Origin of the sequence: Streptomyces sp. NPDC008086 (assembly GCF_042957325.1) — a bacterium.
In the GTDB taxonomy this organism is placed as follows: Bacteria; Actinomycetota; Actinomycetes; order Streptomycetales; family Streptomycetaceae; genus Streptomyces.
Map to the genome: position 1 here is coordinate 290,011 of NZ_JBIBIA010000001.1, position 22,591 is coordinate 312,601.

Below are 22,591 nucleotides of genomic sequence, written 5' to 3' on the forward strand. Positions count from 1 at the left end.
CACGAGAACACAGGATGTGTTCACCGTACAAGGGGGACACGCGTCGCCCCGGCAGGGGCGGGCGGGACGGTCAGGAATGATCCGCAATTCCGTAACACGTACGTTGCACGCGGCACCCTTTGAAAGCCGTATGATCGCCCCAACACCACCGCCGGAACTTCCCTTCGCAAGGGGCGGTTTGGTGTCCCTCCAACCACCCTGCCCGGGCACGGGCCTGCTTTGCCCTGCCCGCGAACCCCGAAAGGACGGCCCTGCATGGTCTCTCGCGTACGCGTCTGGCTCAACCGCACGTACGCGGAGAACGTGTTCTTCATGGATCAGCTGCGGAGAAATCCCAGCGATCGGGCCGTCGAGATCCATGCGACGCACGCAGACGCCGACTCGCCCGTGCTGGCCGCCGCCGACACCGCCGAGCTGGAGCCGGAGGGCCTGTCCCCGGCCGCGTACGTCGAGTACGCACTCGCCCAGTGCCGGCGCCGGGGGATCGACGTGTTCGTGCCGCGGCTGCACCAGTCGGCGATCGTGGCGCACCGCGCGGAGTTCGAGGCGGTCGGTACGGCGTTGCTGGCCCCGCCGCCCGAGGCCGTGGCCGTCTTCCAGGACAAGGTGATCGCGTACGAGGCCGTGCAGGCCGTCGGGGTGCCGGTGCCGCCGTGGTGGCGGGTCCGGGACGCCGATGAACTGGTCGCCGCCGTCGAGGAGTTGGAGGCGGGCGGGTACAAGGCCTGCTTCAAGCCGGCGTCCGGTGCGGGCGGGGTGGGCTTCCGCGTGATCACGCGCGCCCCCTTCTCGCTCGTGCACCTCAGCGGGTTCCCGACCCCGTATGTGCAGCTGGACCTTGTCGTGGACGCGTTGCGGCGGGCCGACGAGCCGGTGGACTGGCTGGTCATGCCGCGTCTTGAGCAGCCCGAGGTGTCGGTGGACTGCCTCACCGGTCCCGACAACCGGGTGCGGCTGGCGATCGGCCGGATCAAGAACGGCCGGCGTCGCGGGTTCACGCTCCAGGAGCAGTGGCTGGAGCCCGCGCGGCTGATCGCGGAAGGGTTCGGGCTGCACTATCTGTCCAACATCCAGTTCCGGATGTTCGGGGAGACTCCGGTGCTGATGGATGTGAACACGCGACCCGCCGGGGGCTTGCACCAGCTGTCGCTGTGCGGGGTCAACGTGCCTTGGCTGGCTGTGCAGTTGGCGCTCGGCGAGGATCCGGGCGAGGTGGCTCCGCCGTTCCTGGGGCAGGACTACACGGTGGTCTCCGGGCCGCGGCCGCTGCGGCCGGTGTCGATTCCGCAGCAGCGGGCGGAGGTCGACGGGCCGCTGCTGCCGGCGGTGCCCGCGCCGGCGCCGGTCGACTCCGTCGAGAGCGGGGCGGCCCAGGCACTGCCGCTGTAAACCTCCGGTATGGACCAATCCCGGTGCCACATCTTGACACCGCGATTGGTCCATACCAACTTGGTCTGCGCACACCTCTCTGCACCGCTCGGCATTTCGTGCACTCCCGAAGACCCCTCATTCCCCAGGGAGATCGCGTGCGCAATCAACCCATCGGCCGGCTCAGACGCCGTCTTCTCGCTCTGCTCGGCTCCGCCGCCCTCGCGGTCGCCGGAGCCGTCGCCCTTCCCGGTACGGCCCACGCGGCCAACCTCCTGAACAACTCCGGATTCGAGTCGGGCGCGCTCTCGCCGTGGTCCTGCGGCGGCAACCTCGGCTCGGTCGTCTCCTCCCCCGTGCACACCGGGTCCAAGGCCCTCGCGGGGGCGGTGAGTTCGAGCGACATCGCCCGGTGCGCCCAGACCGTCCCGGTCCAGCCGAACACGGCGTACTCGCTGAGCGGCTGGGTGCGCGGGTCTTACGTCTACCTCGGGGTGAGCGGCGGCGCGTCCACGTGGACATCGTCGCCGTCGGCGTACAGCAAGCTCACCGTGGCCTTCACGACCGGGGCCTCGCAGACCAGCGCCACCGTCTACGTCCACGGCTGGTACGCCCAGGGCACCTACTACGCCGACGACGTCAGCCTCGACGGGCCCGGCGGGGGCGGTCCGGACAGTCAGGCGCCGTCGGCGCCGGGCAGCCTGCGGTCCACCGGCAAGACGTCGTCGAGCGTGTCGCTGGCGTGGAACGCCTCGACGGACAACGTCGGGGTGACGGCGTACGACGTCTACCGTGGCTCCAGTCAGGTGCTCAGCGTGTCCGGGACGAGCGCCACGGTCAGCGGGCTCTCGCCGAGCACGGGTTACTCCTTCACGGTGAAGGCGCGGGACGCGGCCGGGAACGTCTCGGCGGCGTCGAACGCCGTCAGCGTCACCACGGACCCGGGCGGCGGTGGCGGCACCGGCTTCAAGCAGGCCGCGCCCTATCTGTACCTGGGCTGGGGCGACCCACCCAGCGCCACGTCCGTCATGAGCGCGACCGGCGTCAGGTGGTACACGATGGCGTTCATCCTCTCCTCCGGCGGCTGCAACCCCGCCTGGGACGGGACGAGGCCGCTGACCGGCGGGAACGACCAGAGCGTCATCAACTCCATCCGTGCCGCGGGCGGTGACATCGTCCCGTCGATCGGCGGCTGGAGCGGCAACAAGCTCGGCCCGAACTGCTCCAGCGCCGAGGCGCTGGCCGGGGCGTACCAGAAGGTCATCGACGCCTACGGGCTGAAGGCGATCGACGTCGACATCGAGAACACCGACGAGTTCGAGAACGCGACCGTGCAGGACCGGATCCTGAACGCCCTGAAGATCGTCAAGGCGAACAACCCCGGGCTGCGCACCATCATCACCTTCGGCACCTCGACGACCGGCCCGAACTACTGGGGCAACCGGCTCATCGAGCAGGCCAAGGCGCTGAACGCGGACATCGACGTCTTCACGATCATGCCGTTCGACTTCGGCGGCGGCGCCGACATGTACGGCAACACCGTGAACGCCACGGAGGGGCTGAAGACCAAGCTGAAGTCGACCTTCGGCTGGGACGACGCCACGGCCTACGCGCACATCGGCATCTCCGGCATGAACGGCCTGTCCGACCAGCAGGAGCTCACCTCGCCCGCGACCTGGACGCAGATCCGCGACTGGGCGAACTCCCGTCACCTCGCGCGGCTGGCCTTCTGGTCGGTCAACCGCGACCGGCCCTGCCCGGGCGGCGGCGTGACGAGCAACTGCTCCGGGATCAGTCAGAACAACTGGCAGTTCACGTCGATCACGGCCGGGTTCACCGGCTAGGGGCGTACCCAGCCAGGTGCCTGTGACGCGGGGACGCGAAAAGAATTGAGCGAGGGGTGTATCAGGGCTCGGACCCCGTGCTCATAAGAGTGAAAGGGAACGGGGGGACTCTCGGGGATCAACGGGGGATCCACGAGGGATCCATGGGGGGAAGCACCACCACGGGGGATGTACGGGGGCTTCGGGTCGGCCGGCGCTGTCACGGGGGTGGCGGCCGGCCGGCCCGAAGGTGCGTTGTGGGGGCGTCAGAAGCGGCCCGCGCCGCGGTACAGCTCCAGTTCCCCGTCCAGTTCGACGGCGAGCACCGTGGCGTGCGGGTCGAGGTCGGCTCCGGTGGGCGGTTCGATCCAGAGGACGCCCGGTGTCTCGTGCAGGCCGCCGGTGACGCGGTGGGCCAGTTCGGTGCCGCTGCCGAGGACGGTGACCCGGCGTACCGCGCCGAGCAGTCCGCGTACGTTGATCTCGGCGCGCGGGGCGTCGAAGAGGATCAGGTACAGGGTGCGGCGGTCCTTGGAGAGGGTGCTCGGGCCGTAGTGGTGGCCGGGCGGGAGGCCGCGCTCGGTGCCGTACACCGCCTCCGCGTGCTTGGCGATCCAGTCGCCGAGCCCCTCCAGGCGTTCGGCCTGCTCACGCGGGATCGTGCCGTCCTCGCGTGGTCCGACGCTGAGCAGCAGGTTGCCACCGCCGCCGATCGTCTCCGTGAAGTAGCGGATCAGCTGGTCGACCGACTTGTGGTTGTGGTCGTGGTGTTGGTGGCCCCAGGAGTCGTTGATCGTCAGGCACAGCTCCCAGGGGCCCTCGGGCGGGACGACCGGGGCGCCCTGTTCCGGGGTCGCGTAGTCGCCCTCGCTGAGCATGCGGGCGTTGAAGACGACGTCCGGCACCTCGGAGCGGATCAGGGCGGCGAGTTCGGGGATGCGCCACTGCTCCTCGCTGCGGTCCCACTCGCCGTCGAACCACAGCAGGTCCGGCCGGTAGCGCGAGGTGAGTTCCCGGATCTGGCCGTCCCGGTAGGCGAGGAAGCGTTCCCAGGCGGCCAGGTCCTCGTCCTCGGCCGCGACCTCCGAGTACCGGTTGTCCTCCAGCTCCGGCGGGCGGCCGGGCTTGCGGGTGGAGGCGTAGTCGGGGTGGCTCCAGTCCGAGTGCGAGTAGTAGAGGCCGACCTTGAGGCCCTGCTCGCGCAGGGCGTCCGCGTAGCCGCCGATCAGGTCGCGGCCCACGTTCAGGTCGCCGTGGGCCGTGTCCCAGAGGGCCACGCCGTCGTGGTGCCGGCTGGTCAGCACGGCATACCTGGCGCCGGCCCGCGCGAAGAGCTTCGCCCAGTCGCGCGGGTCGTAGCGGGCGGCGGTGAAGCGGTCGAACTGGGACATGTACCGGTCGTACGGGACGATGTCGTCGTAGAACGACCAGGACTCCTGCACGCCGTCCACGGCGTAGATGCCCCAGTGGATGAAGATCCCCAACTTGGCGTCGGTGAACCAGGGTTGCATCGGCATGCGGTCAGCCCCTCCGCAGCCGGAGGGTCAGCACCTGGAAGGGCCGCAGGGACACCGCCACCGCGCCGTCCGAGACCTCGACGCTCTCGTCCAGCGGTCGCTCCAGCAGGTCGGTCACCTGGGCGCCGGCCAGTTCGAACCCGGTCCGCAGCACGCCCTGGGCGCGACCGCCGCCGGACTCGTAGAGCCGCACCACGACGTCACCGGAGCCGTCGTCGGCGAGCTTGACCGCCTCGACCGTCACGCCCTGGCCGTCGACCGAGACGACCGGCTCGGGTGCGCCGGCCGCGTCCGCGACCCGGAGCGGCAGGTTGAGGGAGTAGCCCTCGGCGACGGTGTCCTCGATGCTCGCGCCGGGCAGCAGCGAGTAGGTGAGGCGGTGCCTGCCCTGGTCGGCCTCCGGGTCCGGGATGCGCGGGGCACGGACCAGGCTGAGCCGGACCGTGGTCGTCGTACCGCCGTCCTCGCGGACCGTGCGGGAGACGTCGTGGCCGTAGGTGGAGTCGTTGAGCACCGCGACGCCGTAGCCGGGTTCGCCGATGTGCACCCAGCGGTGGCCGGAGACCTCGAAGCGGGCCGCCTCCCAGCTGGTGTTGGTGTGGGTGGGCCGCTGGATGTGGCCGAACTGGATCTCCGCGGAGGAGTGCGCGGCCCGGACGTCCACCGGGAAGGCGGCCTTGAGGATCTTCTCCGCCTCGTGCCAGTCGATCTCGGTCTCGAAGTCGATGCGGGGGCTGTCGGCGCGCAGTGTGATGGTCTGGGTGATCGTCGAGCCCTTGCCGAAGGCACGCGTCACACGGATCGCGCCGAGCAGCGGGTCGTCCGACACGACCTCGATCGACGTGGGCTCCAGAAGATCCGTGTACCGGTTCTTGTAGTGCTTGTCGATGTCCCAGGCGTCCCAGTAGTTCGGGAGGTCGGTGTGCAGGCGGAGCAGGTTGCCCTTGTCGCCGAGGACTTCACGCCCGGCGCGCAGGTCGAGGACCGAGGACAGGGTGCCGTCCTCCGCCACCGCCACGCGCACCAGGCCGTTGTCGAGGACCCGGCCCTCGGTCCGCACGGACCGGGCGGGCCGCGCGTCCGTCAGCGGCGCGCTGCCGCTCGCGGGGACCTGCACGTACGCCGTGGCCCCGTCCGCCGTACGGACCACCTCGGCCCGGTCGAACGGGCTGGTGTTGAACACCCGGGTGTCTCCGGCGCCCAGCGCCGCGACCGCCTCGGCCGTCAGCGCCTCCAACTCCTCGGCGACACGGGCGTATTCGGCCTCCGCCTCGCGGTGCACCCAGGCGATCGACGAGCCCGGCAGGATGTCGTGGAACTGGTGCAGCAGGACCGTCTTCCACAGCCGGTCCAGCTTCTCGTACGGGTAGGAGTAGCCCGGCGCGTGCAGCGCGGCCGTCGTCGCCCACAGCTCGGCCTCGCGCAGCCGGTGCTCGGAGCGACGGTTGCCCTGCTTGGTGCGGGCCTGGGAGGTGTAGGTGGCGCGGTGCAGCTCCAGGTAGAGCTCGCCGACCCAGACCGGGGCGTCCGGGTACTCCGCGCGGGCCTGGGCGAAGAACTCGTCCGGGTGCTCGACGACGACCTTGGGCGAGCCCTCGAGGTCGGCGAGCCGGCGCGCCCGCTCCATGATCTCGCGGGTGGGGCCGCCACCGCCGTCGCCCCAGCCGAAGGGCGCGAGGGAGCGCGTGCCGCCGCCCTTCTCGGAGTAGTTGCGGACCGCCCGGTCCATCTCCTCGCCGCTGAAGCGGGCGTTGTAGGTGTCGACCGGCGGGAAGTGGGTGAAGATGCGGGTGCCGTCGATGCCCTCCCACCAGAAGGTGTGGTGGGGGAACTTGTTGGTCTGGTTCCAGGAGATCTTCTGGGTCAGGAACCACTCGTTGCCGGCGAGCTTGGCCAGCTGCGGGTAGGCGGCGGTGTAGCCGAAGGAGTCCGGCAGCCAGACGCCCTTGGTCTCGACGCCGAAGTGCTCGATGAAGAACCGCTTGCCGTGGATGAGCTGGCGGGCGATGGCCTCGCCGCCGGGCAGGTTGCCGTCGGCCTCGACCCACATGCCGCCGACGGGCGCCCACTGGCCCTTCTTCACGGACTCCTGGATGCGGGCCCAGACGTGCGGGTAGTTGTCGCGCACCCACTCGTACTGCTGGGCCTGCGAGCAGGCGAAGATGAAGTCGTCGTACTCGTCCGCGAGGGACGTGACGTTGGAGAAGGTGCGGGACGTCTTGCGCTTGGTCTCGCGGATCGGCCAGAGCCAGGCCGAGTCGATGTGGGCGTGGCCGACACCGGAGATCGTGTGCGCGCTGGCGTGCGCGGGGCGGGCCAGGACGGGGGCGAGCACTTCGCGTACGGCGGCCGCGCTGCCGGAGACGTCGTCCAGGTCGAGGGTGTCCATGGCCCGGTCGAGGGCGTGCAGGATCTCGTGGCGGCGGGGCTCGTGGTCGGGGAGGTGGACCATCAGCTCGCGCAGCACCTGGAGGTCCAGGTCGAGGTGGAAGACCTCCTCGTCGAGGACCGCGAGGTCGGCGCGCTGGAAGGTGTAGAGCGGCGCGGAGCCGGCCGTGAGCTTGTCGCCCATCGGCGTGATCTTCGAGAAGTTGTCCTTGAGGATGTCCGGGTTGGAGGCGGCCTCGACCAGGTAGTCGATCTGCTCGCCGCCGGTCGCCGGGTTGGCGATGGGGACGTACTGGTTGAGCGGGTTCACGGCCTTCAGGGGGCGGCCGTCGGCCAGGTGGACCAGGGCCTCGGCCTGGTTGCCGGGCCAGTCGCCGACGAAACCGAGGTCGATGACGGCCTCGACGCGCTTGCCGGCCCACTCCGCGGGCACCTGACCGCGCATCCTGAACCAGGTGGTGCCCCAGGGCGGACCCCACGGGGTGTTCATCGCGAAGGGCTCATAGCGGGCTGCCGCGGCCTCCTCGAAGGAGACCGGCTCCCCCGGCGCCTGCCACGCCTCGACCTCGAAGGGGACGGTGGCCGCGTAGATCGCGGGCTTGATGCGCTGGTCGTGCGCGCGCTGGACGCGCTCCTCGATGCGGTTGCGTTCGTCGTGCATGAAAGGTCTCCAGAGGGGGCGGAAGAGCTCGAGAAAGCGCTTTCCAGGAAGCGGGCGCTACTTAAGGTACGCGAGGCCCGGGTGGACCGAGGTGTATCCCTCGACCAGCCTGCGGGCGACGCCCACGGAGTCGACCAGCGGGTGCAGCGCGAAGGCCTTCACGGCGGTCGCGCGGGCACCGGTCTCGGCGGCGGCCAGCACCTCGCGCTCGACCGCCTTGACCGAGCAGACGAGACCGGTGGCGTGGTCGGGCAGCGGGGCGACGGCGACCGGGTGGGCGCCGTTGGCGTCGACCAGGCAGGGCACCTCGATCACGGCGTCGGAGTCGAGCACCGACAGCGTGTTCCGGTTGCGGACGTTGAGGATCAGGGTGGTGCGCTCGTCGCGGGCGATGGCCCGCATCAGGGCCAGCGCGACCTTCTCGTAGCCGCCGGAGAGGTCGTCGGCGTCGCGCTCGCCGGCGCCGGCCGTCTCCCGGTTCTCGGACATGTAGGTGGCCTCGCGCTCGGCGCGGGTGCGGTCCCAGACCTCCAGGGCGGAGGCGTCCGAGCGCTCGACCTCGCGGTAGAAGTGCGCCTGCTGGTCGGCGAGGAAGGCGCCGCGGGTCTTGTCGGCCTGCTGGTAGGCGCGGACGGCCTCGCGGTTGAAGTAGTAGTAGTGCAGGTATTCGTTGGGGATGGCGCCGAGTGACTGCAGCCAGTCGACGCCGAAGAGCTTGCCCTCCTCGAAGGAGCCGAGCAGGTCGGGGTCGGCGAGCAGGCGCGGCAGTTCGTCGCGGCCGGCGACACGCAGGCCGCGCACCCAGCCGAGGTGGTTGAGGCCGACGTAGTCGATCCACGCCTCGCCGGGGTTCTTGACGCCGAGCACCCGGGCGATACGGCGGCCGAGGCCGACCGGGGAGTCGCAGATGCCGATGACGCGATCGCCCAGGTGACGGGACATGGCCTCGGTGACCAGGCCGGCCGGGTTGGTGAAGTTGATGACCCAGGCGTCCGGCGCGAGGCGGGCGACCCGCCGGGCGATGTCGACGGCGACCGGGACCGTGCGCAGGCCGTAGGCGACGCCGCCCGCGCCGACCGTCTCCTGGCCGAGGACGCCCTCGGCGAGGGCGACCCGCTCGTCGTTGGCCCGGCCTTCGAGGCCGCCGACGCGGATCGCGGAGAAGACGAAGTCTGCGCCGCGCAGCGCCTCGTCCAGATCGGTCGTGGCGGTCACCTCGGGCGCGTCCGGCACCCCGGCCGCCTGCTCGGCGAGGACCCGGGTCACCGCGGCGAGCCGCCCGGCGTCCAGGTCGTGCAGCACGACCCGGGTGACCCGGCCCTCGGCGCGGTCCGTCAGGAGCGCCCCGTACACGAGCGGCACGCGGAACCCGCCGCCGCCCAGAATCGTCAGTTTCACTCTTGTACCTTTCCTGCCACGACCACCTCGACGCCCGCCTCCTCCAGGGAGGCTCGCGTCGCCGCGTCGACCGGCGCGTTCGTCACCACCACGTCCAGGTCGTCCGGACCGCACACCTTCGCCATCCCCGTACCCGGGAACTTCGCCGCGTCGGCGAGCAGGACGACCTTGTCGCCGGCCTTGATCATGGCCCGCTTGACCGGCACCTCGACGACCGTCGTGTCCATCACCTGACCGCCGGGCCGCACTCCACTGGTGCCCAGGAACAGCCAGTCGGCATGCAGCTGGCGCAGATTGTCCTCGGTGAGGAAGCCGACCAGGGAGCGGTACTCGCGACGGACCATGCCGCCGAGCAGGACCAGCTCGATGCCCTCGTCGTCGGCGAGCTCCTCGTAGACCACCAGGTTGCTGGTGATCACGGTGAGGCGGCGGCCGTGCAGCTGGCGGGCCAGCCGGAAGGCGGTCGTGCCGATGTCGAGCAGCACCGACTGACCGTCTTCGATCATCGCTGCGGCGTTCGCGGCTATGGCGTCCTTCTCGGCCACGCGCATCTCGGCGACCTCGGCGAAGGGCTGGTCGCCCTCCTCCACGACCGCCCCGCCGTGCACCCGCGTGAGCAGGCCGTCCTCCTCGAGTTTGACCAGGTCACGCCTGATCGTGGCCGGGCTCACACCCAGCTGCTCGGAGAGATCGGTCACGGCCGCGGGGCCACCGGCGCGCAGGGCCCGCAGGATGAGTTGGTGTCGTCGTTCTGCCAGCACGACGTGAACACTACTCGTCATCTTCAATCATCGCCATGCTCATTTCTGCTCGGGTATTGACCAATCTCCTCGAACGGCGCACGATTCCGGTCACCGAAATGAAGAGTTTTGACGAGAGGACCCAGCCGTGGACGATGACCGGCCCGATGTGCTGCTGACCGGGCTGCTCTTCTACGACCTCGTCCTCACGGGGCTCGGGAAGCCGCCCACACCGGGCGAGGAGATCTGGACCGGCGGCATGGGCTGCGGCCCGGGCGGCATCGCCAACCTCGCGGTCGCCGCCGCCCGCTTCGGTCTGCGGACCTCGCTGGCCACGGTGTTCGGCGACGACCTCTACGGCGAGTACTGCCGGGACGTCCTGTGCGACCAGGAGGACATCGACCTCTCGCTCTCCCGCACGGCGGACGGCTGGCCCACCCCGGTCACCGTCTCCCTCGCCCACGACCACGACCGGGCCCTGGTCACCCACGGCCAGGAACCCCCGTACTCGCAGGACGCGCTCATGGGCGACCCGCCCGAGGCGCGCACGGCCCTCGTGCACATCGAGGCCGAACCCCGCGCATGGCTGGCCAAGGCCGCGGCGAACGGCACCCACATCTACGCCGACGTCGGCTGGGACCCCACCCAGCGGTGGTCCACCGACCTGCTCGACCAGCTCTCCCTGTGCCACGCCTTCCTCCCCAACGAGACCGAGGCGATGGCCTACACCCGCACCGACAGCGCGATCGCGGCCCTCGGCACGCTCAGCGAACTGGTGCCGGTGGCCGTGGTGACCCGCGGCGGGGACGGCGCCGTCGCCGTCGATCAGACGACCGGCGAGTACGCCGAGGTCCCCGCCCTCGACGTCGACGTCCTCGACGCGACGGGCGCCGGTGACGTGTTCGGGGCGAGCTTCGTCGCGGCCTCGCTCGACGGCTGGCCCCTGGAGGAACGGCTCAAGTTCGCCGTCCTGTCCGCCGGGCTGTCGGTCGGGCGGCACGGCGGGGCGCTGGCCGCCCCCGGCTGGTACGGCGTCGACCGCTGGTGGCGCTCCCTGACCGACCCCGAGCTGAAGCGGACGTACGGCTTCCTTGCGGACCGGCTCCCCGACGACCCGGGGCCGCCCGTCGCGCACGCCCCGGTGACCCCGCCCGCACGGCAGAACTGACCGACCTCCCCCCACGCCCCTCTCATGCGAAGTCCCGAAAAGATCCGAAAGGCGGTGGGAGCTGTGCGGCTCTCACGAAGAGGCCTGCTCCGCGCGGGCCTGGCCGGTACGGCCGCCACGGCGCTCGGCGGCCTGGCGTCCGGCTGTGCCGTTCCGACCGGCTCGACCGGCCGGAACATGGTCCTGTGGTACTGGAGCGGCGGTCTGAGCGACACGGTCGTCAAGAACGCCAAGGCGCGTTACGACAGCTCCGTGGCCCTCGACGCCATCCAGATCGGCGGCCAGTACCGCTCGAAGCTCATCACCACCATCACCGGCCGCGCCCACATCCCCGACATCGCGGGGCTCAAGGGCGAGGACATGGCCGCCTACCTGCCGAACGCGGACCAGTTCATCGACCTGCGGACGCTGGGCGCGGAGAAGTACCGGAGCCAGTACCTGCCCTGGAAGTGGGACCAGGGCATCGCCGACGACGGCACGATGGTCGGCTTCCCGATCGACTGCGGGCCGGTCGCGCACTACTACCAGTACGAGATCTTCCGCAGGGCCGGACTGCCGTACGAGCCCGAGGACGTGACGAACGAGCTGAACACCTGGGAGAAGTTCTTCGACGCGGGCGTACAACTCGGCAAGCGGGTGCCGCACGCCAAGCTGCTCACCGACGTCAACGCGGTCTTCGAGAACGTCGTGCAGCAGGGGGCGAAGCGCTACGTCGACAAGGACCGCCACTTCATCGGCGACCAGGACCATGTGCGCCGGGCCTGGGCCCTCGCCGTGGAGGCCAAGCGGCGCGGCATCGTCTCGGACCTGGTCAGCGGCACCCCGGACCAGCAGTCGGCCATCCAGGACGGCAAGCTGCCGAGCCAGCTGAACGCCTCCTGGGCCTCCTTCGACATCAAGAACGGCGTGCCGAAGACCAAGGGCAGGTGGCGGGTGGCGCAGATGCCGGTGCGGCCCGCCAACAACGGCGGCTCGTTCCTGTCGATCACCAAGGCGTGCCGGGAGCCCGAGCAGGCCTTCGAGATCATCACCTGGATCCTCAACGCGGCCAACCAGGCGCAGGGTTACGTCGACGCGGGCCTCTTCCCCTCGACGCCCGCCTCGTACGGCCTGAAGCAGATGCAGGAGCCGGACCCCTTCTTCGGCGGCCAGGTCACCACCGACGTCTTCGGGCCGGCCGCGCGGAAGATCGTGGTCGCCTACAACAGCCCGTTCGACATCGCGCTCGGGCAGCCCCTCAAGGACGAGATCAAGAACGTCGGCGTCCTCGGCAAGGACCCGAAGAAGGCCTGGAGTGACGCCATGAGCAAGTGCCGTCGCATAGCGAAGCACCTGGGGGTGAGCTACTGATGGCCGTCCTGGAGCAGACCCCGCCCGCGGTGACCCCGCAGCCCGCCCCGACCGGGCCCAAGAAGGGCCTGCGCAAGTACTGGCACCTCTACGCCGCGATCTCCCCCTTCTACCTGATCTTCCTCGGCTTCGGCCTCTTCCCGGTCGGCTTCTCGCTCTACCTGTCCTTCCACCGCTGGGACGGCCTCGGCTCCATGGAGTGGGCCGGGCTCTCGCAGTACCAGTACCTGCTGAGCGACAGCGACTTCTGGAACTCGATCGGCAACACGGTCATCATCTGGGCGCTGGCCACCTTCCCCATGATCTTCCTGGCGATGGTCACGGCCGTGATGCTCAACTCCGTGGTCCGGTTCAAGGGCCTGTACCGGGTGGCGTACTTCCTGCCGAACGTCACCTCGGTCGTCGCCATCGCGATCGTCTTCGGCTCGATCTTCTCCACCAACGCCGGCATGGTGAACGCCGTCCTGCACGCGGTGGGCATCGACCAGGTGGCCTGGCTGAACACGCCCTGGGGCATCAAGGTCACCATCGCGGCCCTGATGACCTGGCAGTGGACCGGCTACAACGCCATCATCTTCCTCGCCGGACTCCAGACCATCCCGAGCGACCTGTACGAGGCGGCGCGAATGGACGGCGCCGGACCGATCCAGACCTTCTTCCGGATCACGCTTCCGCTGCTGCGGCCCACCCTGCTGTTCGTGCTCGTCGTCTCGACGGTCACCGGCCTGCAGAGCTTCTCCGAACCACAGGTCCTGCTCCAGACCTCGTCCAACGACTCCACGTTCGCGGGCGGTCCGGGCCACTCCGGCCAGACGATGGTCCTCTACTTCTTCCAGCAGACCTTCGACAACAACGACTTCGGGTACGGCGCCGCGGTGGCCTGGGGCATCTTCCTCGTCGTCGTCCTGTTCTCGATCATCAACTGGCGCCTCGTGCAGCGCCGGGGCGACTAGGAGGGGCCCATCATGTCTTCCATCAAGGGGTCCCGCCGCAGAGGGATCGCGCTGCACCTTCCGCTGCTCGTCGGCACGGTGATCTCGGCCTTCCCGTTCTACTGGGCCGTGATCATGTCGACGCACAGCTCCTCGGAGATCTTCTCCTACCCGCCGAAGCTGCTGCCGGGCACGCACTTCCTGGACAACGTCCGGGGCCTGTTCGACGCGATCGACTTCTTCGGGTCGATGTGGAACTCGATACTGGTCGCGACGGCGGTGACCTTCCTGGTCCTGCTTTTCGACTCGCTCGCGGCCTTCGTCTTCGCCAAGTTCGAGTTCCCCGGCAAGGGACTGCTGTTCGGGCTGCTCATGGTCATCTTCATGGTGCCGGCGCAGCTGTCGGTCATCCCGCAGTTCGTCGTCATGGCGAAGATCGGCTGGATCGGCTCGATGACCTCGCTGATCGTGCCGGCGGCGGCCAACGCCTTCGGCATCTTCTGGATGCGCCAGTACATGAAGACGGCCATCCACGACGAGCTGCTCGACGCCTCCAAGCTCGACGGGGCGAACTTCCTGCGCCAGTACTGGCACGTGGCCCTCCCGGTGGTCCGGCCGGGCCTCGCCTTCCTCGGCATCTTCACCTTCATGGGCCAGTGGAACGACTTCGCCTGGCCCCTGATCGCCCTCACCAACCCCGACAACGTCACCCTCCAGGTCGCGCTGTCGCAGCTCAACGGCACCCACGGCACCACCGACTACGGCATCGTGATGACCGGCGCCCTGCTCGCCCTCATCCCGCTGCTGATCGTGTTCGCGGTCGGCGCCAAGCAGATCATCGGCGACCTCGCGAAGGGAGCCGTCCGCGGATGACCGGCGATCCGCTGCTGGCGCTTCGCCCCTGGGAGGCACCCGAGGTGACCTCCTGGGGGCGGCTCCCCATGAACGCCGTCGACCGGCGCGACGGAGCACTCCCCCTGGACGGCGACTGGCGCTTTGAGTTGCTGTCCGCTCCGGACGCGCCGGTCGGCGGTGCCTGGTCGACGTCACACGTCCCCGGCGTCTGGACCGTGCGGGGCACCGACGACCTCCCGCGGTACACCAACGTCAGGATGCCGTTCCCCGAGTACCCGCCCGCCTCCCCCGCGGCGAACCCGACGGGCGTGTACGAGCGCGAGGTGGACGTCCCCGCCGACTGGACCGGCCGCCGGATCGTGCTCCAGGTGGGGGCCGCCGAGAGCGTGCTGCTGGTGCACGTGGACGGGCGGCCGGTGGGCGTGTCCAAGGACTCGCACCTGGCCGCCGAGTTCGATCTGACGGCGCTGGTCCGCCCCGGCGCGTCCGCGACCGTACGGCTCACGGTCGTCAAGTGGTCCGACGCCTCGCACATCGAGGACCAGGACCAGTGGTGGCACGGCGGGATCACCCGCTCGGTGCTGCTGTACGCGACGGACCCGCTGTATCTCGCGGACGTCACGGTGCGGGCCCGGTACAGCGGCGACCTGCGGGTGGACTGCCAGGTCCGGGACGCGGGCGGTGCGCTGCCCGAGGGGTGGTACCTCACCGGCGACCTGGACGGGCAGCCGCTCGCGCAGGACGCGGATTTCGACCGCGCCAACGCCGAGGACGAGCGGGTCTCCGACTTCCTCGGCGAGGCACGGATGCTGACCACCGTCCCCGAGGTGCGCACCTGGAACGCGGAGACGCCCGAGCTGTACGACCTGACCGTGCGCCTGCACCGCGCCGACGGCACGGTCGCCGACACCTCCCGGCACCGGATCGGCTTCCGGGACGTCGAGATCGTCGGCCGCGACCTGCTGGTCAACGGCGAGCGGGTCTTCATCCGCGGCGTCAACCGGCACGACTTCCACCCGCTGACCGGCCGGACGGTGTCGTACGCCGACATGCGCGCCGACCTGGTGCTGCTCAAGCGGTTCGGCTTCAACGCCGTCCGCACCGCGCACTACCCGAACGACCCGACGCTGTACGACCTCGCCGACGAGCTCGGTCTCTACGTCGTCGACGAGGCGGACATCGAGTCCCACGACCACGCCCACGAGATCGCCGACGACCCGCGCTACCTCGGCGCCTTCGTGGACCGGGTCTCGCGGATGGTGCTGCGCGACAAGAACCACCCGTCGGTGATCATCTGGTCGCTGGGCAACGAGTCCGATTACGGCGCCAACCACGACGCGGCGGCCGGCTGGGTGCGCCGGCACGACCCGACCCGGCCGATCCAGTACGAGGGTGCGGCCAAACTCGGCTGGGCCGACCCGGGGCTCGCCTCCGACATCGCCTGCCCGATGTACGCGCCGCTGGAGGACTGCGTGGCGCACGCGCTCTCCGGCGAGCAGACCAAGCCGCTGATCCAGTGCGAGTACTCGCACGCCATGGGCAACAGCAACGGCACGCTGGCCGACCACTGGGCCGCCATCGAGGCCACCCCGGGTCTTCAGGGCGGGTTCATCTGGGAGTTCTGGGACCACGGGATTCTGCAACGCGTGAGCGACGGAAGACCGGCCGGGCGTGGGGGTGCCGGGCTGTACGACAACGGTGTCACCGCACCCGGGTACCGCTGGGCGTACGGCGGTGACTTCGGCGAGACCATCCACGACGGCGCGTTCATCGCGGACGGTGTGGTGTTCCCCGACCGCACGCCCAAGCCGGCGATGTACGAGCACCGGGAGATCGCGGCGCCCGTGCGCATCGAGAGCTACCGGCACGAGGGTGTCGTCCTGACCAACCACCAGCACTTCCGCGGCTTCGACTGGCTGGCCGCCGTGTGGGAGCTGTCGCTGGCCGACGGCCGTACGCTGACCGCGCCGGCCGAACTGCCCGAGCTGTGCCCGGGTGAGACGGCGGCGGTGCCGCTGCCGTTCGCGCTGCCGGAGGGCGGCGGCGAGGCGTGGCTGACGCTGCGGGTGACGACGGCGCGAGACCTGCCGTGGGCGCCGCGCGGCACGGAGGTGTGCGTGCCGCAGATACAGCTGCGGGCGGCCGACGTGCGGCGGGAGCCGGCCGCGGCGGGCTCGGTGGAGGTCGACGGCGAGGGCCTCCTCGTCCACCCGCTGCTGACGGTGGCACCCACCCTCTCGCTGTGGCGTGCGCCCACCGACAACGACGAGTTGGGCGGCATGGCGGGGCGCTGGCGGAGCTGGGGGCTGGACGCGCTGGTGCGCAAGGTCGTGTCCGTGCGTGAGGACGCCGGGCAGGTGACCGTGCGGTCCGAGTACGCGGGCACCACCGGGGTCGTACGGCACCGGCAGGTGTTCACGCCCGTCGAGGGCGGCGTCCGCGTCGAGGAGGAGGCCGAGCTGCCGGAGGCGTTCGACGACGTGGCGCGGGTCGGCACGGTCTTCGAGACGGTCGCGGGGCTCGACCTGCTGGAGTGGTTTGGGCAGGGGCCCTGGGAGTCGTACCCCGACCGCCGCGCGGGTGCGCCCGTCGGCCATCACTCCCTCCCCGTCGACGAGTTGTTCACCCCTTACCTGCGCCCGCAGGAGAGCGGTGGCCGGCACGGCGTACGGCGGTTCACGCTGTCCGCGCCGGACGCCACCGGTCTCGCGGTGGCGCTGGACGAGCCGCGTCAGGTCTGTGTCACCCGTTACCGTGCCGAGGACCTGACGGCCGCCAAGCACCACGACGAACTGGTGCCGCGTCCCGGCTGCGTGGTCCACCTCGACGCGGCGCACCGGGGCCTCGGCACCGCGTCGTGCGGCCCCGACACCTTCCCCTCGTACCGCGTCGCACCGGGCGTCCATCGCTGGAGCTGGACCCTGCGCGTCCTCTGAACTCCTCCTCCCCTCCCTCCTCCTCATGGAGCACCCATGTGTACTTCGCATGCCCACGACCAGGGCGAGGCCGCGCAGGCCGCCGCCGGAAGACGCGGCTTCCTGCGGGCCACGGCGCTGATCGGCGCCGCCGCCACCGCCTCGGTCGCCCTGCCGGCGGTCGCCGACGCCGTGCCCGCCGAGGCCGTGGGCTCCGACTGGCGGCCCGACCCCGACAGCCGTCGCTTCACGCTCGCCGTGATGCCGGACACCCAGTACCTCTTCGACGGGCCGAGCATCGACAAGGCGCCCATCGAGGCGTCGCTGCGGTATCTGCTGGAGCACGGCCGGAAGGAGAACATCGTCTTCCTGTCGCACCTCGGCGACCTCACCCAGAACGGCACCCAGCCCGAGGTGGCCGCGATCAGCGAGGCGTTCCGGGTCCTGGACCGGCGGGGCGTGGGCTACAGCGTCCTCGCCGGCAACCACGACGTGAAGTCGTCCACGGACGACCAGCGCGGTGCGACACCGTATCTGGACGCCTTCGGGCCGAAGCGGTTCCGGGGGAAGAAGACCTTCGGGGGCGCCTCCCCCGACGGCTACAACAGCTTCCACCTGTTCAGGGCCGCCGGCCGCGAGTGGATGGTGCTGGCGCTGGACTGGCGGCTGTCGGCGAAGGGCTACGCGTGGGCCAAGGACGTGCTCGCCCGGCACCCCAGGACACCGGTCGTCCTCACCACCCATGAGCTGGTCGTCCAGGACGACACCTTGTCCGCGTACGGGCAGCAGCTGTGGGACCAGCTGGTCGAGGACCACGACCAGATCTTCCTCACCCTCAACGGGCACTACTGGCCGGCCGGCCGGGCGACCCGCAGGAACGCGGCGGGCAACGACGTCCATCTGCATCTGACGAACTACCAGAACCGGTACTTCGGCGGCGCGGCGATGATCCGTCTGTACCGCTTCGACCTCGATCGGAACGTCATCGACGTGGAGACGGTCTCCCCGTGGATCCTCGGCCGGGCCGCCAAAGGGCTCAACGAGCTGGAACGGCAGGAGATCGAACTCAGCGGTGACGCCGACCGGTTCAGCGTCGAGATCGACTTCGCCGACCGTTTCTCCGGCTTCGCCCCGGTGCCCGCTCGCCCGGCGCGCCCCGCCTCGCGGCTGCTGATCCCGGGCACGGTGGCGTACTGGCGCTTCGAGAAGCCGGTGGAGGGCGCCACGGTCCGCGACCTCTCGGGGCGCGGCAACGACCTCGCGCTCGTCAGCGTCGGCGACGGCGAGCTGGGCTGGTCCGCGGACCACCACCCCGACCAGCCCGGTCACGGCAGCCTGGAGTTCCAGGGCTTCAAGTCCCCGCTGAAGGGGGCCTGCCTGCGGACGGTCGACGGGGCGCCGCTCAACTCGGCGACGTTCGGGGACGGTTACACGATCGAGGCGTTCTACCGCCTCCCCGCCGACTGGGACCCAGACCACCACGCCTGGTCGGGCCTGGTGAGCCGTACCGGCACGGGCGGCGCCGCCGGCAAGACCGCCGACGACCCGGACGAACCGCTCGCCACGCTCTCCCTGTCGAACGACCGCGAGCCGCAGTGGGCGATGCGCCCGCTGAACCAGGAGGGCATCGCCACCAACTGGGCCCAGGAGACCCCGCTGCAGACCTGGTGGCACCTCGCGGTGGTCAACGACGGCGAGCACACCACGATGTACGTCGAGGGCTGCCCGGTGGTCCGCAACCCGAAGGCACGCTCGACCGGCATCACCTCCGTCGGCCTGCCGTGGCTGCTCGGCGGCTACGAGTACGGCGGCAAGATCGACCAGATCCTGCACGGCCGCCTCGGCGACGTCCGGATCGTCGCGCGGGCGCTGCCCGTCAAGTCCTTCATGAACCACTGACCTTCAGAGGACCACATCATGACCGAGCAGCAGCTGCCCAGCTGGGCCGACCCGTCCGTGTCCCCCGCCGACCTCGACCCGCAGGGCGTCTCCCGGCGCGGGCTCCTGCGCCGGGCGGGCCTGTTCGGCGCCGCGTTCGCGCTGGGCGGCGCGGCCGCACCCGCCCTGGCGGGACCGGCCTCGGCCGCCTCCGACCGGCGTCTCGGCGGCGACGACCCGCGCCTCGCCTACCTCGTGGGCGACCACCACATCCACTCCGTCTACAGCCATGACGCCAAGTACACGTTCTCCCAACTGGCCGCCGCGAGCGCCAGGTTCGGCCTGGACTGGATGGTGTTCACCGAGCACTCCAACTTCGGGCACGCCAGGTTCGGGGCCGCACTGGAGCACGAGGAGATCCTCAGGGCGCGGGCCGAGAACCCGCGCCAGCTCATCTTCCAGGGCCTGGAGTGGTACATCCCGGGTGCCGAGCACTGCACGGTCTTCGCGGCGCCCGGCCGCCACGAGGTGGACCTGCTGACCCGGTTCGAGAGCGCCTACGACGGCAAGCTGCTCGGCTACGACAAGGGCGGGGCCGCCGACGCGGACACCGCCCGCAACGAGGCCCACGCGGTCAAGGCCATCCAGTGGCTGGCCGAACAGCGCCGCAGGCGCTACGTGGACGACGTCCTCGTCCTCGCCAACCACCCGATGCGCCTCGGCATCGACTCCCCGCACGAGATGCGGGCCTGGCGGGACGCGGCCCCCGAGATCATGATCGGCATGGAGGCCGCGCCCGGCGCCCAGGGCGCGGCCATCCCCGGCTGGCGCGGCGCGACCTCGATCCGCGGCGAGTACGAGAACAAGCCGTCCTCGCAGTCCTGGGCGGGCTACCCGGCGGACGCGTACCTCACCTACGGCGGTTTCGACTGGGCGACCGCCACGGTCGGCGGGCTGTGGGACTCGATGCTGGCGGAGGGCCGCCTGTTCTCGATCACCACGAACTCCGACGCCCACCGCATCGTCTTCGACACCTGGAAGAACGGCGACTGGCCGGCCGGCCAGAACTTCGACACCACCGGCAAGCTGCCCGACCCGGTGAACACCACCACCCCGCAGCCCGGCAGCGACTTCTGGCCGGGCCAGTTCAGCCGCACCCACGTCGGTGTGACCCGCTACGGCTACCGCGCGGTGATGGCGGGCCTGCGTGCGGGCCGGGTCTGGCTGGACCACGGTCATCTGCTCGACGGCCTCGACGTAAGGCTCAAGCGTGACTGCGACCACGGCCGGGGGGTCACGCTGGGCGGCCGGCTGCGCGTACGCAAGGGCGAGAAGCTCACGCTGAACGTGACGGTCACGACAGCCTCCCGGCCCAACCCGCAAGGAATCCTGCCGGAGTTGGCCCATGTGGACGTCGTCCGGGGCGCGGTGCGCGGCCCGGTGACCGACCGGGACGCCTGGCAGGCCCCGGACACCAGGGTCGTGCGGACGACGGACGTGAGCGGCCGCAAGGGGACGTACACCCTGTGCATCCCGCTGACCGCGGGGGACGAGTCCTTCTACGTGCGGCTGCGCGGCAGCGATGGCAACCGCAACGGCCCGGGCTACCTCGGCACCTCGGTCGACCCGCACGGGCCGATCCCGCACGCGCCCGGGGACGGTGACCCGTGGGCGGATACGTGGTTCTATTCGAACCCGGTATTCGTCGACGTGGCAGGAGCCTGATGAAACGTCATCTCAGCACCCTCGCTTGCTTATTGGGCGCTCTCGCGCTCGGCGCGGGGACGGCGTCCGCCGCCGGTGCCCCGCGCTGGGCCGAGTCCGGCACGGCGTACACGGACACGCTGGGCGGCGGGCAGGGCCTGGCGAGCCGCGCGGACGGCTCACTGCTGTACCGCGGGCTCGCCTCCATCCCGCTGGACCTGCGTATCAAGGGCTGGAACCACGTCGGCGACCCGGACATCGCACGCGGCCACGTCTTCGACGCCTACCAGGGCCCGGACACGGCCACGTCCAAGATGTTCGCGGTGACGACCCCGGCCGGGAAGCGCTACGAGTACGTCCACCAGCTCAACCCGGGCGAGAAGCTGAACAACTCCTTCGCCACGGTCTCGCCGGACGGACAGTGGCTGGTGTCGGGCGAGTGGGGTGAGCAGCGAAGACTCCAGGTGTTCCCGGCACCCCTGCTGAACCCGTCCACCCCGCAGTCCGGCGGCGAGCTGAAGGAGGCCTGGCAGATCACCCTGGACAAGCCCGTACGCGACATCCAGGGCTGCGACTTCGTGACGGACACCCGGCTGGTGTGCGCCTCGAACGACGCCTCGGGCACGCTCTTCCCGGAGATCCGCCCGCTCCTCCAGGTCGACCTGCCGCGCAAGGTGGACGGACAGCCGGTGACGGGAGCCGTGACAAGCCTGTTCGCGCTGCCGCAGCGCAGCCTGTGCACCGGCTCGTTCGGCACCTTCGAGACGGAGGGCGTCGACTACGACGCCAACAGCGGCACCCTGCGCGCCCAGATGATCCCGCCGGGCGTGTGCGCCGCGGCGACGGCCGTGTACGCGTACCAGCAGGTCACGAACTGATCGAGACCTCGGAAACACCCGCACACCGGGATGATCTGGGGCACGATGGGGAATGGCCGTCGCACGACCGGACGGCACGCCGCAGCGGGCGGGGGCTTCGAGGGGAGGCCGCGCATGCGCAAAGAGGTGATCACGGGGGACGGCCGCCGATTAGCCGTTGAGATCTCCGGGGATCTCAACGGTTTTCCGGTGTTCCTGCTGCACGGCACCCCCGGCAGTAGGCTCGGCCCGGCGCCGAGGCCCATGCTGCTCTACCACCAGCAGGTCCGGCTCATCACCTACGACCGCCCCGGCTACGGCCCCTCGGACCGGCTCCCCGGCCGCCGGGTCGCCCATGTCTCCGCCGACGTGGCCGCCATCGCCGACGCCCTCGGCGTCGAACGGTTCGCGGTGGTCGGCCGCTCCGGCGGCGGACCGCACGCCCTGGCCTGCGCCGCCCTGCTGCCCGACCGGGTCACCCGGGTCGCGGTACTGGTGAGCCTGGCGCCCCGCGACGCCGACGGGCTGGACTGGTTCGCCGGGATGGCGGCGTTCAACGTCAGCGAGTACACCAAGGCGCAGGCCAGCCCCGACCACCTGGAGGCCAGTCTCCGCGAACGCTCCGTCGGCATCCGCGCCGACCCGGTGCGGCTGCTGGCCCAGCTGCGCCGCGACCTCACCGAGTCCGACCTGCGGGTGGTCGCCGACGCCGGCATCCGGGCCATGCTGCTGCGCAACTACCGCGAGGCGCTGAGCGTGTCGGCCGACGGCTGGGTGGACGACGCGCTGTCCTTCTGCACGCCCTGGGGCTTCAACCCGTCCGACATCTCCGTGCCGGTGCTGCTGTGGCACGGCGAGCAGGACGGGTTCTCACCGGCCGGCCACACCCGCTGGCTGGCCGAGCGGATCCCCGGGGTGACGGCGATCCTCCAGCCGGCCGCGGCACACTTCGCCTCGTTACGGGTGCTGCCGGACATCGTGACCTGGCTGCTGGGCGGCCGCACCCGACTGGCCGCCGACCGCGGCTGATCGGCGCC

Annotated in this window: 15 protein-coding genes; 11 read left to right on the top strand and 4 right to left on the bottom strand. The window is 70.7% G+C overall.

Annotated elements, in window-relative coordinates; all coding sequences use genetic code 11:
* Positions 1-255 precede the first annotated feature (255 nt).
* On the top strand, positions 256-1,389 hold the full coding sequence (locus tag ACFZBP_RS01320) for an ATP-grasp domain-containing protein (RefSeq protein ID WP_383453287.1): 1,134 nt from the start codon (positions 256-258) through the stop codon (positions 1,387-1,389).
* A 137-nt stretch (positions 1,390-1,526) separates the two neighbouring features.
* Positions 1,527-3,212 (top strand): carbohydrate binding domain-containing protein, encoded by a 1,686-nt coding sequence (locus tag ACFZBP_RS01325; RefSeq protein WP_391409236.1) that lies wholly within the window; start codon positions 1,527-1,529, stop codon positions 3,210-3,212.
* A 245-nt stretch (positions 3,213-3,457) separates the two neighbouring features.
* On the opposite strand, the gene ACFZBP_RS01330 is transcribed toward ACFZBP_RS01325, so the two are convergent.
* The 4 genes from ACFZBP_RS01330 to ACFZBP_RS01345 are packed head-to-tail and all read right to left on the bottom strand — an operon-like array spanning position 3,458 to position 9,916.
* Positions 3,458-4,708, bottom strand: coding sequence for an alpha-L-fucosidase (locus ACFZBP_RS01330; protein WP_391409238.1), 1,251 nt, complete (start codon positions 4,706-4,708; stop codon positions 3,458-3,460).
* Between the two features lie 4 nt (positions 4,709-4,712).
* Positions 4,713-7,757, bottom strand: coding sequence for a glycoside hydrolase family 38 C-terminal domain-containing protein (locus tag ACFZBP_RS01335; RefSeq protein ID WP_391409239.1), 3,045 nt, complete (start codon positions 7,755-7,757; stop codon positions 4,713-4,715).
* A 57-nt stretch (positions 7,758-7,814) separates the two neighbouring features.
* Entirely contained in the window at positions 7,815-9,155 is a 1,341-nt protein-coding gene (locus ACFZBP_RS01340) for a 6-phospho-beta-glucosidase (RefSeq protein WP_383453279.1), read from the bottom strand.
* Positions 9,152-9,916 (bottom strand): DeoR family transcriptional regulator, encoded by a 765-nt coding sequence (locus tag ACFZBP_RS01345; RefSeq protein WP_391410316.1) that lies wholly within the window; start codon positions 9,914-9,916, stop codon positions 9,152-9,154. The genes ACFZBP_RS01340 and ACFZBP_RS01345 overlap by 4 nt, the downstream gene beginning before the upstream one ends.
* Before the next feature lie 127 nt (positions 9,917-10,043).
* Here ACFZBP_RS01345 and ACFZBP_RS01350 point away from each other — a divergent pair, with 127 nt between their 5' ends.
* From ACFZBP_RS01350 to ACFZBP_RS01390, 9 genes are all read left to right on the top strand, one after another.
* Positions 10,044-11,063 carry a PfkB family carbohydrate kinase gene (locus ACFZBP_RS01350; RefSeq protein ID WP_391409240.1) on the top strand — a complete coding sequence of 340 codons (1,020 nt, stop codon included), beginning with the start codon at positions 10,044-10,046 and terminating at the stop codon, positions 11,061-11,063.
* 63 nt (positions 11,064-11,126) lie between these two features.
* Positions 11,127-12,413: an extracellular solute-binding protein gene (locus tag ACFZBP_RS01355; protein ID WP_391409241.1), complete on the top strand. Its 1,287-nt coding sequence runs from the start codon at positions 11,127-11,129 to the stop codon at positions 12,411-12,413.
* On the top strand, positions 12,413-13,366 hold the full coding sequence (locus ACFZBP_RS01360; protein WP_391409242.1) for an ABC transporter permease subunit: 954 nt from the start codon (positions 12,413-12,415) through the stop codon (positions 13,364-13,366). The genes ACFZBP_RS01355 and ACFZBP_RS01360 overlap by 1 nt, the downstream gene beginning before the upstream one ends.
* A gap of 12 nt (positions 13,367-13,378) precedes the next feature.
* A complete protein-coding gene (locus ACFZBP_RS01365; protein ID WP_391409243.1) occupies positions 13,379-14,218 on the top strand; it encodes an ABC transporter permease subunit in 840 nt (279 codons plus the stop codon).
* Entirely contained in the window at positions 14,215-17,136 is a 2,922-nt protein-coding gene (locus ACFZBP_RS01370; RefSeq protein WP_391409244.1) for a glycoside hydrolase family 2 TIM barrel-domain containing protein, read from the top strand. The genes ACFZBP_RS01365 and ACFZBP_RS01370 overlap by 4 nt, the downstream gene beginning before the upstream one ends.
* 36 nt (positions 17,137-17,172) lie before the next feature.
* The gene (locus ACFZBP_RS01375; protein ID WP_391409245.1) at positions 17,173-19,014 is read left to right on the top strand and encodes a LamG-like jellyroll fold domain-containing protein; all 1,842 of its coding nucleotides are present in this window, start codon (positions 17,173-17,175) and stop codon (positions 19,012-19,014) included.
* Between the two features lie 18 nt (positions 19,015-19,032).
* Entirely contained in the window at positions 19,033-20,718 is a 1,686-nt protein-coding gene (locus ACFZBP_RS01380; RefSeq protein WP_391409247.1) for a PHP domain-containing protein, read from the top strand.
* Positions 20,718-21,575, top strand: coding sequence for a hypothetical protein (locus ACFZBP_RS01385; RefSeq protein WP_391409248.1), 858 nt, complete (start codon positions 20,718-20,720; stop codon positions 21,573-21,575). Before ACFZBP_RS01380 ends, ACFZBP_RS01385 begins: the two co-directional genes overlap by 1 nt.
* 114 nt (positions 21,576-21,689) lie before the next feature.
* Entirely contained in the window at positions 21,690-22,583 is an 894-nt protein-coding gene (locus ACFZBP_RS01390; protein WP_383453259.1) for an alpha/beta fold hydrolase, read from the top strand.
* The last annotated feature ends 8 nt before the right edge of the window (positions 22,584-22,591 follow it).